The organism is Candidatus Zixiibacteriota bacterium (assembly GCA_035380245.1).
In the GTDB taxonomy this organism is placed as follows: domain Bacteria; phylum Zixibacteria; class MSB-5A5; order GN15; family FEB-12; genus DAOSXA01.
Genome location: DAOSXA010000003.1, coordinates 281,386 through 296,493 on the forward strand (window position 1 = coordinate 281,386; position 15,108 = coordinate 296,493).

The window sequence follows — 15,108 nt, forward strand, 5'->3', positions numbered from 1 at the left end:
TGGGGAATGCTCTCTTCCAAAGTTGCGCGATCCTCATGTCCCCATTGGAAACGTTCGATAAATAAAACGTGTATCGTGCGATCTGTCAACGGGAAAATGGCGCTACTCGGTTCGCATTCCGTTTTATACACGTCTTAGCTTCTCAATAAACGGCTTTATCTCCTCTCCGTTGGTCTCTTTGCGGTTGACGGATACAGTCATCGCATCCTATCATGTATACCTGTTACCGTCCAAAACCGGGATAATTCAATGCGATGCTATGAAATGTTCGAACATACCGCCGATATCGGTTTCATCGCACGCGGGGCTACTCTGGATGAGGCGTTCTCGTGTGCCGCCGTCGCGCTTTGGGATGTTATCACCGGGGAGATGGAATGCGCCGACTCCGATCACATTGTCTTCGAAATCGAATCGGTGGATCGTGAGGGCCTCCTGGTCGGTTTCTTATCACAATTGTTGTTCCTCTTCGAAACGGAGCGGTTCGTTGGACAAAGAGCCAAGGTTCAACTGGTTGGCGATACCGGACTCAGGGCGGAAGTAATGGGGGAGAGGCTCACCGAATCGACTAATATAGAGGGTTATCATGTCAAGGGTGTTTCGTATCACATGATGGAGATAGCTGAGGCGACCGACGACAATCAGGCCCATGTGAAGGTTGTGCTCGATGTGTAGTCCTCTTATGCAGGTGAAAGGTGGCTGTAATGGGCTGGAAAGGTCCGCTCCAACAGATTGACTCGTGCCGCTGGGAAATTTCCCAGTCTTATCGCAGTCCCGCCATGGAGAAAGCCGGGGTGTCGATGCAGGCTCCCGGAATGATCTACGCCGGTGCGAAAATGATCCCGGCGATTACCCGCGATGATTCTCCCGAGCAGGTAGTCAACGTGGCCACCCTGCCCGGGATTGTCGGTTATTCCATGGCTATGCCGGATATCCACCACGGCTATGGTTTCCCGATCGGCGGCGTAGCGGCGTTCGATGCGAGGACCGGGATCATTTCGCCGGGAGGAGTCGGGTATGATATCAACTGCGGTGTGCGGTTGATCCGTTCGGATCTGTCGCTTTCCGATATCCGCTCTCGCATTGCCGCTTTGACCGACAAGCTGTTCGAGAATATCCCCACCGGAGTTGGTTCAACCGGCCGCTTGCGGTTGTCTCCGGCGCAGGTCGACGAGGTGCTCGCCTCAGGGGCGCGTTGGGCGGTCGAACACGGGTACGGTCTTCCCGAGGATCTGACCGTGACCGAGGAATCCGGCAGTTTCTCCGGCGCCGATCCCGAACTGGTGAGCGCCGCCGCAAAAAAACGGGGCGGGCCGCAACTGGGAACGCTCGGGGCCGGCAACCATTTCATTGAGGTCCAGACAGTCGACCGAATTTATGAGCCTGAAGCGGCTCGGGTGTTCGGTCTCAGCCACGAGGGACAGGTGCTGGTGATGATTCATACCGGTTCGCGGGGCTGCGGCCATCAGATATGCACCGATTATCTGGAATTGATGCGTCGAGCCTCGAAGAAATACCACATGCCTTTGGTGGACAGGGAATTAACCTCGGCGCCCGCCGATTCGGACGAGGCCCGGCAGTATTTCACGGCCATGAAGTGCGGGGCCAATTTCGCCTGGGCCAACCGCCAGGTGATCACTCATTGGGTGCGAGAGTCGTTCGAGGCGGTATTCGGCGACCAGGCTGAAAATCTATGTTTGCGGCAGGTATATGATATCGCTCACAATATCGCCAAGCTAGAAACGCATATATATGAGGGCGTCGAGCGGCAGGTGTACGTTCATCGCAAAGGAGCCACCCGAGCGTTCGGGCCGGGTCATAAGGATATTCCGGAGCCTTATCGGACTATCGGACAGCCGGTAATTATCCCGGGGGATATGGGCTCGGCCAGCTATCTGCTGGCCGGCACCGAAACCGCCATGAAAGAGACTTTCGGCTCGACCTGTCACGGAGCGGGGCGCGCCATGTCGCGGCAGGCGGCAATCAAACGACTACCGCACGGCCAGGTGGCTGCAGAAATACGCGACAAAGGTATCTACTTGCGAGCCAAGAACCAACGCCTGATATCTGAAGAAGCGCCTGAAGCTTATAAAGATATCGACGAGGTCGTAGAGGTAGCCTGCCGGTCGGGTATAGCCCGCCGGGTGGCGCGCATGCGTCCGCTTGGTGTAATTAAGGGCTGAGTTTTAGAGCGCTCGGATCAGCTAATTTCCTCGGCGACTTGCTCGAGTCTTTTCCGAGCCTCGAACCAGTCATTCTGATCACCGCCGTCGGTCCGTCCCCGTGATTCATATATAGAGTGCGCGAGGCGCTGGAGGAGCGGCTCGGCGGACGAGATATCGGCCTTGCCGGTCAGTTCCATTGCCAGGGTCGCTCCATTTTCGGCGACGACTTCTAATTTCCGGTCCGTTCCGGAAGCATCCTGTTGAAGGATAATCTCTTCGGGCTTAATCACTTTAGCCAGCAGTTCGGCCGGCTGGTCGGCACGGTCACATCCGGCATAAAGCCCCAATCCTTCGATTTTCCGACCCTTCTTGAGCAAACGTACCCCAATAAAAAGGGCTTCGGCGACTCCCTTTTTGCGCGGGTCGCCCGCTTTAACCATACGGAACCGGTTCCGATCGTTGAATTCTCGGCAGAAACCGGCCCAATCCTTGCGCCTGATATTCCTGGTCATAATGACCTCCTTGTTACGGTGCCAGGCACCGAATCTTCTATACTTATACAATCGACTGCCGGGTTCGGAATCTAAATCCCTCATGATCCCGGTCCGGAGTATATATACGCCGCCGGTTAGCAGAGTATTTGACCGATGTTAAGAGTATATTGGAACTACTCCGACGGTTTCCCCGGCCAATGCGCCGATCCCTCCGGGACATCCGACATTCCCGCTATCCGCGGCGGAGACAAATCCTCCTCCACGACGTGTTGAAAGGCCTGCCTTTCGCGTGGCGGGCGGCCTGGTGTCGCCCGATTGGGGGCTGAATACCCTGGGCGAACGGTCTTTGCCGTAGGCCGTTATTTCCGGGCCAGCAGCACCAGTCTTCGTGCTTTATGGTCGTAGGACTCCCCGTCCAGGTTGCCGTAGCATACGGCTTCCGAAGCTCCGGCGTCCTTGAAGAGCCGGATATATTCGCTCGCGGCGTACAAACGGTGGGAGATGGCGTGATGGTAGATTTTGTCGTCGCGAATCAACATCCAGCGGTTTTCGATCCAGCCCCAGTTTTGAGTAACCCAGCGCTCTTCGATAACGGTGGTGTTGCCGATCCGTTCCCATGATCGGGGTTGGAAAATACGAGCGAGGATCTCTTTGCCCATCGAATCGAGTATGAGCGCACCGCCCGGCTTGAGCGACGCCATAATCTGACCGGCGACCTGGGTGTCGTCGGTAGCGTCCTCGAAATACCCGAACGAGGTAAACATGTTCAGGACCAGGTCGAATTCGTTCGGCCGTACGAACTCGCGCATGTCGGACTCGATAAACTCGATATCGACACCGGCCTCATCAGCCGAACGATGAGCCCGCTCGAGATAACGTTTAGTGCGGTCGACTGCGGTTACTTTGAAACCGCGCCGGGCAAACTCGATGGAATGCCGCCCGATACCACAGCAGAGGTCGAGCACTCGCGCCCCGGGTAGGACTTCGGTCAGGGCGATAATCTTCGCCGCCTCATCGGTGGCAGCCTCAACCCGGTCAGGATTGAAAAAGACCTCCTCGTAGAGTTCCCAGAACTCATCCTGTTCGTGCCAATCTTTCTCTTCATTCATGGTTATTATATTCCCCGTATTGACAAAGGCGAGCGGTGTGCTCGCTCGCCTAAATCTATGCTGTTAAAAACTCCGGATGCAAGTACGATTATACCTGCGGCGGCTCCATACCGTTTTCTTCCCAGTCCTCCTTAGCCGGACCATAGGTTCCGGGGACGCGCACGCCGGCCTGGCGCATCAGCACGGTCATCTGGCCGCGATGGTGAATCTGGTGTTCGATACAAGCCTTGAGGCCGAAGGTCCGTTTCCAGCGCTCGCCGTACATGTCCACTTCGGTCTGGAGGGTGTCGTCGTCCCAATCCAGCTTGATGCGGTCGATCAGTTCTTTGGAGACCTTCAGATAGGCGTCGGTGATCTCTTTGGCCGTAGCCGGGACCGGGGCGTCCTCTTTGACCGAGTCGAGCGGAATGCCCATCTTGTCGGCCATTTCGGGAATGGTGGTGACGATATGCCAGGCAATGCGACCGAGCGTGCGGTGGCCGTCGACCACCGGCTGACTCAGGGAAGTATCGGTGAGAGCGTTCAGCATCTTCAATGTCGAGGTGGACTCGTGATTCCAGTCTTCCTCGAACTCTTTGAGAGTAGTAAACATCGGTCAACTCCGTTAAAGTAATAAATTAACTTATGTCATTCTTTGTGAGCGAGCGCCCGGTCAATTGCCTTGATCGTCTCGGCGGTCAACTCGATCTCGGAGGCTTTGACATTGTCAAGCACGTGCTCGACTTTGGTGGCGCCGGTTATGGCGCAGGAAACTTGATCGAGGCGCAGGACCCAGGCCAGGGCGAGCTGACTGAGGCTGACGCCGAGGTCCCGGGCGACCGCCTCCAGGCGATTGACGCGCTCGATATTCTCCGGCTTCAGGTCCTCTTTGAGCCATTCCGAAGTCGCCCCCCGGGATCCCTCGGGAGCGCCGTTGCGGTATTTGCCGGTCAACAGGCCCTGGGCGAGTGGCGACCAGACCGTCAGACCCAGGCCGTAATGCTCGCAGGTGCCAAGAACGTCTTCTTCGATGTGCCGGTCAATCACATTATAGCGGGGCTGCTCGACAATCGGGCGATAGGCCCCGAAGCGGTCGGCCAGGCCGACGGCCCGTTCGATCTGGGCCGAGCTCCAGACGGAGGTGCCCCAGTAGAGAATTTTCCCCTGGCGGATCAGGTCGTCTATGGCGCGGACGGTTTCTTCGACCTCGGTATGCGGGTCGAAGCGATGGCAGAAATAGATATCGAGATAGTCGGTGCCTATCCGCCGGAGCGATTTTTCGACCGATTCCATGATATGTTTGCGGCTGAGGCCGCGGTCGTTGACGTTTTTGGACATGGGCCAGAAGAGCTTGGAGGAGATCACGAGGTCGGAGCGTTGGCGGCCCTGGATCGCCTGGCCGATTTGCTCCTCGGCCGCGCCTTTGGAGTAGATGTCGGCGATGTCGATGAAGTTGACGCCGTGGTCGATCGCGGCCGCGACGATGTCGGTCGTCGTTTCCTGCTGGACCGTGCCGCCGTAGGTCAGCCAGGCGCCGAGGGAGATTTCGGAGATTTTGAGACCGCTTTTACCGATGCGGCGATATTTCATTATGTGCTCCTGTCGAGTTTTCCATCGGATCGAGCCTTCGACAGGATCGAGTCTTCAATAGGATCGAGGCATCGACAGGATGGAAGGTTGATCTATTTTACAACATAACACCGCCGACCGCAACCGGGTTCAGAGGAGTCTTTGTCCCAGCCTCGCCGTGCCCGCGCCGCCGTTTGCACCGCCTTTGATTCCCCGTATTGTATTCCCCCGATGGAGTTATGGCGAATTGGGTTCGTTTTGTTATTTTTTGTTTTGGAGCAGTTCATTTTCCCGAGAATGCCAACGCACGGTTTCTACGCTGTCTTTACTACTGAGCGCGAATGAAGAAATTGCATTGAATATGTGGGGAATTGGGAGGGTAATACTGGCAAGAGATTGGTTACGCTTGACCGAGATAGGAGAGGGGGGTATTATGGGTGCTGAATCAAGGAGATTGCAAGTGGGGTAGTCAGGAACAATGTGTAGCGAATCAAATACAGGTGAGTTGCGCCGTTTGCTTCATTACCCGATTACACTTCCCCCAAAACATACAACAATTAACGAAGGAACACTATATGGCACGGTTTGTTGGTATGTACACAGAAGACATCTACGGTGCCGCCAAAGCGTGGAAAGATAAATGCCTTCTAAGTAACGGTTCTCTTCTCTGGGATGGCGAGCAAGTTTGGACAAGAGATAATCTAAGTGATTTCAAAAGGAGGTTTGTTGAGCAACCGGACACATCAGGAGAGAACTTCGCTGTTAAGTTCAAGAAGCAATTGGAAGGTGGCGTCCCCAATCTCTACAGGTTGGCAATAGAGGTTCTCTATGTTCATTTTCTTTTCACCGATGCCATTCTTGGTCCCACCAAACTGGAGTGGCTGAAGAAAATCGCCGGATGGCATTCTGATCTTACCCTGCCAACAGATAAACCGCTGCTGAAGGCACTGAACGGTGGAATCGCAAATCCAGGTGGCGCCTACAACATGGGGCGTTGGGAAGAGATGTCGGCTATCACACTAATAGCCCTCAATCTTCTGCAGCAGAATGAGTCCGAGCGCGTTGATACTCTGTCTGACCACAGGCAAACGAGAAACTTCATCGAGGATGTGTGTAAACGAGGTGAAGACAACTATAAGGGATTAGAGCATCTCTCAAGTGCGCAAACGCCATCAATTCTACTTCACCTGCTGTTTCCTGACTACTACGAGCGAATGGCAAGTTCAAGCCATAAAGAATCTATCCTGATCGCGTTTTCCGGACTTATTGAGGAGGAGCCAGAAGCGCATGTGGACGATAGGCTGTATGCCTTGAGGCAGATGTTACAAGGTCTATTGGGAAAGGATCCTCAAGCTCTGGATTTCTATAAATCCCCGCTATCTGAGGTCTGGTGGACAAAGTCTGCTCTGCCAACCGAGCTTGATCCTATTTTAGGACTCAAAAGCAAGAAACAGATTGTATTCTATGGTCCCCCTGGTACGGGGAAGACATTTGGAGCACGAGAACTATCTGAGAAACTGATTCGGCAGGGTATTTTAGGTAAATGGGGTGCCGCGAAGTATTTCCAAAACTACGAGGAAGTGAAGCAGCTCTGTGCTGAGAGATACAAAAAGGTTCAGTTTCATCCAGCCTTTGGATACGAGGACTTCATCCGTGGGATGCAACTAACTGATGGTGGCAAGACCGAATATCGAAACGGTGTTCTTCTAGATATCTTAGAGAAACTCTTAAGTGAGACAAATGACGAGCAGGACTTGCCATTTGTACTGATCCTGGATGAAATGAATAGAGCGGATCTGAGCCGAGTATTGGGTGAGTGCTTTTCTCTCATTGAGGACCGTGGCCAATCCCTGATCCTAGCTGGATCTGACAGCAAACCGGTCACTCTTCCGAAAAACCTCTTTATCATTGGCACCATGAACCTGATCGATCAGTCGCTGGAGCAAGTTGATTTCGCCCTGCGACGCAGGTTCATCTGGTTTCTTAAGGACTACTCATCCGATGAGTTTATTAGCATCTGCGAGTATCGGTGGAGGAAGATTATTGAAGCCAAACAGGTTTTGCCGAGGTGGTCCTTCGATTTTCTCGCCCCGGAGTTTCACATGCTGGCCGAGCGCGCCACCATGATCAACAGCATGATTAGGGAATATCATGACTTGGGAGATCAGTATGAGATAGGGCACACGTATTTCGCTGACATTGTAGACCTGTTGAAATTGAAAATTGCACACAGGAAACAGAAAGGGAAGATGCTTTTCACTATGAAGGGCGAATGGCATGTGCCGGTTCAGCAACTCTGGACACACTCCTTGAAGCCGCTGTTGAACCAGTATCTCTCAGGAACAGATCCGAACGACCGGGATGAATTTCTTAAGAGAGTTGAAGATGTTTTAAGAACAGGCACAGATAAATGAGCAACTCGACTCACATATTTGCTGAAGACTGTTCACCAATAACCGATATCAAATCAGGTAGTGAGGAAGACCAGTGGCTCCGCGATGTTTGTGCTGCTACTGACGCCACTGAGTTGACCATTAGGCTCAGCGAACATCTTGATGATGAGCCGGAACCACTAGCGTACTTCGATTCCTTGAACAAACTATGGTACGCGGGTCGATATGTCGGCGAGATTAGTTATAAGGGGAGAACTCTGCAAATAGTACCTCGGTTTGGTATGCCGACTTTGAAGAGGTGGCTTTCACGAATATGGGGCATCAAGCTTCTTCCCATGGATGGTGAGATAACTCGCGGTGATACTTGGCTGTGGTTGCTATTAGCCTATCTTTGGTCGACTCGCCTAATCTCTTCTGCACGCCATGGTTTGCCTACCGCAAGGGTCCAGAGAATATCCCAAGGCCGATTGGTGCGGGGGCGGTTGAGGGTGCGAGACACCAGTCTCGAGATCGCTCGTAGGTCGGGTGTTGTTGTCAGCACCTACCGAGAGAGATCTGTCGATCCTGCGATCTCCAGCATACTGGTTGCAGCGCATGACATCATAGAAGCAAACCTGCGGAGATTTAGCAACAAATCAAGATGGTTGACGGTGCGAGCGCAAGATATCATCACTCGATTGAAATCGTTTGTGAGTCCGTCTGATCTCAGGTTGGTACGTACCAGGGACCAGAAGATTCATTTTTCCCCTATTACCGAGTTGTACCGACCCATTGTGGAATTGTCCAAGAAAATTGTCAAGCATCAGCCAATCTCTGGGACTCGAATGGGTAAACACCAGGTCTACGGAGTGTTGCTCGACATCGCGGAGATTTGGGAGCACTATGTGTTTCACGAACTACGCACTCAGGCTCGATTCGCAGAGCACAAGGTGATACATACCGGTCGGGATGCAAAACCTGTCGGGAGTCTGCTTGGATCAAATAACACAGGTCTATCACTCGGCAGTTTATTCCCAGACATATGCATTAGCCACATTGGCTCTTCAGACCTGGATTACATTGTTGATGCCAAGTATAAACCTGTTGCAATGCCACTACCGTTTCGCTCGCGTCCCCAACGGGAAGATCTCTATCAGATGACATCATATATAGCTGCTCTTGGGAAGCCCGACGGGACAACAATAGGTTTGCTTGTCTACCCCGCTGAAGACGCATGTCAGCAAATGAGTGCATGGGTTGAAAGTGGGCCATGGTTTTACACGAGAGAGAGGTTTGGCAAGATCGAATTTCTCGGACTGAGTGTATACGAGAATGATGAATTGAGGGAAGCTAGTGCCAGTGGTACTACCACCAACTAGGTAATAGATAGGATGATCAGTCCAGTCCCCATCTGCCCGTCGGTACGGGCACTTATGGCGAGATTGTAGTGATTTGATAGCGTTGCTATGCGAAGTACATAGTTCCACTGGAAACCCAGGGCAAGCCCTGGGCCACCCTTGATAAGCAGTCTGGTCTGGCGGACGCCCTCGCACTCCCCGCTTGAATTGATCCACAAAATCGGTATATTGGGCCTGCCGCGGAAGGCGGCCGTATAAGGTGGGACAAGGTTGAGCCCTGGACTATGCGTCGCCGTGCGACACCCGTTCCGCCGCAGAGCGCCGGAACGAGAAGAGAAGATGGGCTCCTGCTTTCGCAGGAGCGACGTAATGTGAGACGTTGTTGTTGAAAGAAGAACGCGGACATATAGCAGACGAGGGGCAGACGGGGACGTCTGCCGCCCACGGAATCCCACCCGAGGGGTGGGGCACCGAGGGGGCGCCGAACGAGCCGTCGCGGCGTGAGGTCTGGCGCATGTTCGACCGGATCGCGCATCGCTATGACCTGCTCAACCGGCTGCTGTCCTTCGGGCGTGACGTTGCCTGGCGGCGCAAGCTCTCCGACATGGTTCCCGCGCAAAAGCCGCTTCATCTGCTTGATGTCGCCTGCGGGACGTGCGATCTCCTCCTAACCCTGACCCGCCGCAATCAGAACATCACGCGCGGAACCGGTCTCGATATGGCCGGAGAAATGCTCAAACTCGGCCAGGTCAAAATCGGGGCGGAAGGCCTGACGCGGATGCTCAACCTCGTCCACGGCGACGCCCAGAACATGCCGTTCGTAGACGACTGTTTCGACCTCGTCACGATCGCTTTCGGCGTCCGTAATTTCGCCGATCTTCGCAAAGGTCTCAGTGAAATGGCGCGAGTTCTTCGACCGGGCGGGCAGGTGATGATCCTCGAATTTTCGCTGCCGCGTAATCGTTTCATTCGCTGGAGCTATCTTTTGTACTTCAGACATATTCTCCCCTGGCTCGGCGGCGTCATTTCCGGCGACCGGGCCGCCTATCAATATCTCAATCGCACCGTCGAGACTTTTCCTTACGGCGAGGAGTTTTGCAAGCTGTTGACCGAGGTCGGTTTCGTGCAACCGAAAGCTCGCCCGCTCACGTTCGGGGTGGCCACGATCTACACCGCTACGGCGACGATCAAGGGAGGCAAGGAGTAAAATGGCCCGGGTCAAAACGCACCGTGGTTTGATCGAACAAGACTGTCTCGAACGCATCCGACAGGCGATAACGAAAACCGTCAACCAAACCAGTGCGTCGGTGATTCGAATATCGACCGATCTGCCGTTGCTGGATCCGCTGAGTGTCATGAATCAAGCGGCGGTCGGTGAGGCGCTGTACTGGTCGCGGCGCGGGGAACAACGTGAGACGGTCGGACTGGGGATTCTTCACGAAATCCAGGGGACCGGGCCGGTCGAGGCGAGTAAGCTGTTCGATCAAATGACGACGCTTCTGAAAGATGCCGACCCGACAATTCGCTTCTACGGCGGATTCAACTTCCTGGTCGGCGTTCCGGCGATGCGCCCGAGTCTGTGGCAGGGATTGCCGCAGTATCGTTTTGTCCTCCCAAGATTTGAGATCGTACGCACAGTCGAAGGATGCCGCCTGCATGTTAATCTGATACGGGAAGAGAGTTCGGCCGAGCGTGAACGAACACTCGAACAACTGGCTCTGTTGCGTTGGCCCGATGAGATGAATACCGATGATCTGCCGTCGTTACAAGAACGGATCGACCGTCCCGATTACGAGCAATGGCGGGCGATGATCGAAAAGGTCCTGCACGAGATCAAGGTGAATAAAGTGCAGAAGGTAGTCCTCGCACGTGAAGCGGAAATGCGTTTTAACGGTCCGCTCGCGATGAACGTCCTGCTGGGGCGACTGCGAGCGATTTCCAAGGACTGTTTCGGATTCGGATTGCAGTTCCGCAGCGGTGAGGCCTGGATCGGAGCCACACCGGAGAGAATTTTCTACCGTAACGGTCGCTCACTTCAGGTTGAGGCGGTGGCGGGGACGCGGCCGCGCGGTAGCGACAGTCGTCAGGATGAGCAGTTCGCGAGCAGTTTGCTGGTCGACGGCAAAGAACGCCGCGAGCACGAGTTAGTAGCGGATCATATCCGAACCGTCCTGAGACGGTTTTGCGGCTCGGTGGTGAACGATAATCCCTCGGGCGGCCCCGGGCCGGTAGTTATCAAGCAGGCGCGAGTGCAACATCTCAGTTCCCGTTTTTCCGGGGAGTTGAACGAGGGAGTAAGCGACGGCGAGTTGCTGTGCGCGTTGCATCCGACTCCGGCGGTCGGGGGGACACCGCGGGATGAGGCGGTGGCGATGATTCAGGCACTGGAGCCGTTCGATCGCGGCTGGTATGCCGGTCCGATCGGTACGGTGGGATCGCGTGCGGCCGAATTTGCGGTGGCGATTCGCTCCGGTTTGTTATGCGGATCGCGCCTGCGGCTCTACAGCGGCGCGGGGATCGTTGAGGGCTCTGTCCCCGAGTCAGAATGGGACGAGATCGAAAACAAGTTAAGCAGTTTCAAATCAGCTTTAGGCGAATTATGAACGAGGACGTTGCCCGGTTAAACCGCTGCCGCGCGGAACGGATAATCGCGGAGCTGCGCCGTATGGGCGTGCTCTGCTTCGTGGTTTCTCCGGGATCGCGCTCGACGCCGCTGGCGATGGCGGTAGCGCGGGCCAATGTTTCCAACGTAGTCCATTTCGATGAGCGCGGCGCGGCGTTTTTTGCTCTTGGCCATGCGCGCGCTACGGGACGACCGGCAGCGCTGATCTGTACTTCCGGCACAGCCGCAGCCAACTATTACCCGGCGGTGATCGAGGCGGCGATGGATAACGTCCCGATGATCCTGCTCACGGCCGACCGGCCGCCTGAGTTAGTGGGGACGGGGGCCAATCAGACGATTGACCAGACAGGGCTGTACGGGAAATATGTCATGCATGAAGTCGATTTGCCCTGCCCCGAGGATGATTCCGACGATGCGCAATTACCGGATAGAATAGTCGAGGCGGTGGCGAAGGCGGTCGCGTTCGACGGCGGACCGGTGCATATCAACTGCCGCTTCCGCAAACCGCTGTATCCCGAGCCGGGTGATTCGCCGGTTGAGTCTGTCCTGGTGAATTCAGCACAGAACCAACCGCAATGCGATGAAATAAAAACAGATTGTGATGCCGAGGAACTTGACTCTCGAAAGAGCAAAGCGCCGGATATACCTGAAACTCGGGATGCTATCGCCGAGTTGGTCGAGAAAATCAAGACCTCCCGGGAAGGTCTGATTGTGGCGGGCCGCCTGGAGAGCGAAGATGAGAGCGTGGAGGTGGTCCATCTGGCGATGCAAGCAGGATGGCTGATTTTCCCTGACATTTCCTCGGGCCTGAGGCTTGGCAGAGCAGCTCGTATGCCTTTTATTGGGACTTATTACGACCTCCATCTGAGCACCGGAAAGATGCCTGTGCCGGAGGAACTCACGGTGCTTTATTTAGGCGGACGCTATGTTTCAACCGCGTTGACCTCCTTTCTTAAGCGCGTCAAGAAGCTGGAAATGATCCACTTGCATCGCCGACCCGAGAAGACTGATCCGGACGGACTGGTGACGAAACACATTCATACGTCAGTCCTGGATGCTTGTGTGAAGCTAAGGGATTCGATGTCGAGACGGAAGTTGAGTTCGTGGGCCGAGTCTGTGTTCGCACAGAGCCGGAAGATTCGCGGGGCTTTCGAACGCACGGATCCGAGCACTCTGCCGTTTGGCGAGGCGTTGGCAATAAATGTGATAACGCAGATGCAGGCGCCGGAGGCGGTATTGTTTGTCGGTAACAGCATGCCGGTGCGAGATATGAATACCTTTGGCGCACCGACGCAGGTGTCTCCTTTGGTGGCGGTCAATCGCGGGGTGAGCGGCATCGACGGCAACCTGGCCACGGCGGCGGGATTTGCGACTGGGCACGACCGGCCGGTATGGGCGGTAGTCGGGGATTTGACCCTGCTGCACGATATAAATTCGCTGGCGTTGTATCGTAATCTGCCACAGCCTTCGATCGTGATCGTGCTGAACAACGGCGGCGGCGGGATTTTTGACCTGCTGCCGATCGCTCGCCATCAAGATGTGATCGACCGGTATTTTGCCGCTGCGCACGAGATGGATTTCTCCGGCGCGGCGACGCAGTTCGGACTGGCATATCATTCCGTGACGACGGCTGAGCAGTTGGTGACGACTCTAAGCGCGGCCATGAAGGAGAAGGGACCCTCGCTGGTGGAGGTGAAACTTGACCGCAAGCTGAGTCATAAGCGGCGTGAAGAGTTGATCGCTCGGGTGAGTGAGTGGCTTGATATGGATTGGCCGGAGTGAATTCATGGATTGTATTCATTATCAGGACAGCGGCAGCGAAAATTCCTGTCCGGTGATCTGTCTGCACGGTTTCCTGGGACGAGGGGATGATTTCGATTTTGCCGATTCGCTGACGGAACATTTGCGGTTGATCAAAATCGACCTGCCGGGGCACGGACAATCTCAGTGCGAAGAAGACGAGTTGTATCGCATGGAGCGAACGGCGCTGATGATTGTTTCGCTCATCGCGCAGTTGGGTCTGCACAAGCCGCATGTAATCGGTTATTCGATGGGGGGAAGGCTCGCGTTGTACCTGGCGGTGCATTACGCCGATAAGTTCGGGCGATTCGTGCTGGAGTCGACCTCACCCGGTCTGAAAACTGAAGAAGAACGTGCGGCCCGAGTCGAACATGATGAAACACTGGCGAAGCATCTGGAGTCGGAACCGCTGGAGAAGTTCCTCGATGACTGGTTCGCGCAGCCGCTGTTCGACGGTACGACCGCCGATGCCGATAAGCAGGCACTGCTCAAGCAGAAGCGCCTGGAGAACGATCCAACCGGATTAGCGCGTTCGTTGCGTAATATGGGGACCGGGCGGCAGCCATCACTATGGGAGAATCTGCCGCGAATCGAGGCAGACTTGCTCTTGATTGCCGGGGCGCAGGACTATAAATTTCTGAAGATCAACCGGGAGATGGCCGCCCGTTGTCCGCGTGCTTCGTTGCGTGTGGTGAAAGGGGCGGGACATAACGTTCATTGGGAATATCCTGAGGATTACCTGGCGCTGGTCCGGGATTTCCTCATTAGCCGACAGGGGTGACAAGATGACTGCCGTGGCATGGAAAGAAGCCGGAGAGTTCTCCGACATCAAATATCACAAGGCGGAGGGAATCGCCAAGATCACGATCAACCGTCCCGAGCGGCGCAACGCCTTTCGACCGAAAACAGTGTTCGAAATGTCGCAAGCGCTGGCCGATGCCCGCGAGGACCAGCAGATCGGGGTGGTGATTCTCACCGGTGAAGGCGAAAAGGCGTTTTGCTCGGGCGGCGACCAGAAGATCCGCGGTGACTCCGGTTACAAGGACGACAGCGGCGTGCATCGTCTCAACGTGCTGGATTTCCAGCGACAGATGCGTACCTGCCCGAAGCCGATAATCGCGATGGTGGCGGGGTATGCAATCGGAGGTGGTCATGTCCTGCACCTGATGTGCGATCTGACCATTGCGGCCGACAATGCGATTTTCGGTCAGACCGGGCCGAAGGTCGGTTCGTTTGACGGTGGCTACGGCGCCAGTTATATGGCGCGGATCGTGGGGCAGAAGAAAGCTCGGGAGATATGGTTCCTCTGTCGCCAGTACGATGCCCACCAGGCACTCGATATGGGATTGGTCAACACGGTGGTGCCTTATGAGCGGCTGGAAGAAGAGACGGTGCAATGGTGTCGTGAGATTCTGGCTAATTCACCGATAGCGATTCGTTGTCTCAAGGCCGCCTTGAACGCCGATTGCGACGGCCAGGCCGGACTTCAGGAGTTGGCCGGAAATGCCACGATGTTGTTTTATATGACCGAGGAAGGCCAGGAGGGGCGGAACGCTTTCGTGGAGAAACGGAAGCCTGATTTCTCAAAATTTTCCCGACAGCCCTGATCCGATTGGCTGTCGGTGCGATTTGATGCACGGCG

General features: G+C 55.2%; 12 protein-coding genes. 8 read left to right on the forward strand and 4 right to left on the reverse strand.

Annotation, left to right across the window (positions count from 1 at the left end):
* The first annotated feature begins 249 nt into the window (after positions 1-249).
* The gene (locus tag PLF13_11520) at positions 250-672 is read left to right on the forward strand and encodes an archease (protein ID HOP07905.1); all 423 of its coding nucleotides are present in this window, start codon (positions 250-252) and stop codon (positions 670-672) included.
* Positions 673-701: 29 nt separating this feature from the next.
* On the forward strand, positions 702-2,180 hold the full coding sequence (locus PLF13_11525; GenBank protein HOP07906.1) for an RtcB family protein: 1,479 nt from the start codon (positions 702-704) through the stop codon (positions 2,178-2,180).
* A gap of 17 nt (positions 2,181-2,197) precedes the next feature.
* Here PLF13_11525 and PLF13_11530 read toward each other — a convergent pair whose 3' ends face one another.
* The 4 genes from PLF13_11530 to PLF13_11545 form a co-directional block, all read right to left on the reverse strand.
* Positions 2,198-2,674 (reverse strand): DUF2934 domain-containing protein, encoded by a 477-nt coding sequence (locus PLF13_11530; protein ID HOP07907.1) that lies wholly within the window; start codon positions 2,672-2,674, stop codon positions 2,198-2,200.
* Between the two features lie 341 nt (positions 2,675-3,015).
* On the reverse strand, positions 3,016-3,765 hold the full coding sequence (locus PLF13_11535) for a class I SAM-dependent methyltransferase (GenBank protein HOP07908.1): 750 nt from the start codon (positions 3,763-3,765) through the stop codon (positions 3,016-3,018).
* A gap of 88 nt (positions 3,766-3,853) precedes the next feature.
* On the reverse strand, positions 3,854-4,357 hold the full coding sequence (locus tag PLF13_11540; GenBank protein HOP07909.1) for a DinB family protein: 504 nt from the start codon (positions 4,355-4,357) through the stop codon (positions 3,854-3,856).
* A gap of 35 nt (positions 4,358-4,392) precedes the next feature.
* Positions 4,393-5,334, reverse strand: coding sequence for an aldo/keto reductase family protein (locus PLF13_11545; GenBank protein HOP07910.1), 942 nt, complete (start codon positions 5,332-5,334; stop codon positions 4,393-4,395).
* Between the two features lie 554 nt (positions 5,335-5,888).
* Here PLF13_11545 and PLF13_11550 point away from each other — a divergent pair.
* From PLF13_11550 to menB, 6 genes are all read left to right on the forward strand, one after another.
* Positions 5,889-7,727, forward strand: a complete 1,839-nt coding sequence (locus PLF13_11550; GenBank protein HOP07911.1) for an AAA family ATPase — start codon at positions 5,889-5,891, stop codon at positions 7,725-7,727.
* A 1,701-nt stretch (positions 7,728-9,428) separates the two neighbouring features.
* On the forward strand, positions 9,429-10,250 hold the full coding sequence (gene ubiE, locus PLF13_11555) for a bifunctional demethylmenaquinone methyltransferase/2-methoxy-6-polyprenyl-1,4-benzoquinol methylase UbiE (GenBank protein ID HOP07912.1): 822 nt from the start codon (positions 9,429-9,431) through the stop codon (positions 10,248-10,250).
* 1 nt (position 10,251) lies between these two features.
* Positions 10,252-11,646 (forward strand): isochorismate synthase, encoded by a 1,395-nt coding sequence (locus PLF13_11560; protein ID HOP07913.1) that lies wholly within the window; start codon positions 10,252-10,254, stop codon positions 11,644-11,646.
* Positions 11,643-13,448: a 2-succinyl-5-enolpyruvyl-6-hydroxy-3-cyclohexene-1-carboxylic-acid synthase gene (menD, locus tag PLF13_11565; protein ID HOP07914.1), complete on the forward strand. Its 1,806-nt coding sequence runs from the start codon at positions 11,643-11,645 to the stop codon at positions 13,446-13,448. The genes PLF13_11560 and menD overlap by 4 nt, the downstream gene beginning before the upstream one ends.
* 4 nt (positions 13,449-13,452) lie before the next feature.
* Complete coding sequence (gene menH / locus PLF13_11570) at positions 13,453-14,247, forward strand: 2-succinyl-6-hydroxy-2,4-cyclohexadiene-1-carboxylate synthase (protein ID HOP07915.1); 795 nt, start codon at positions 13,453-13,455, stop codon at positions 14,245-14,247.
* Positions 14,248-14,251: 4 nt separating this feature from the next.
* Complete coding sequence (gene menB, locus PLF13_11575; GenBank protein HOP07916.1) at positions 14,252-15,073, forward strand: 1,4-dihydroxy-2-naphthoyl-CoA synthase; 822 nt, start codon at positions 14,252-14,254, stop codon at positions 15,071-15,073.
* Positions 15,074-15,108: the final 35 nt, after the last annotated feature.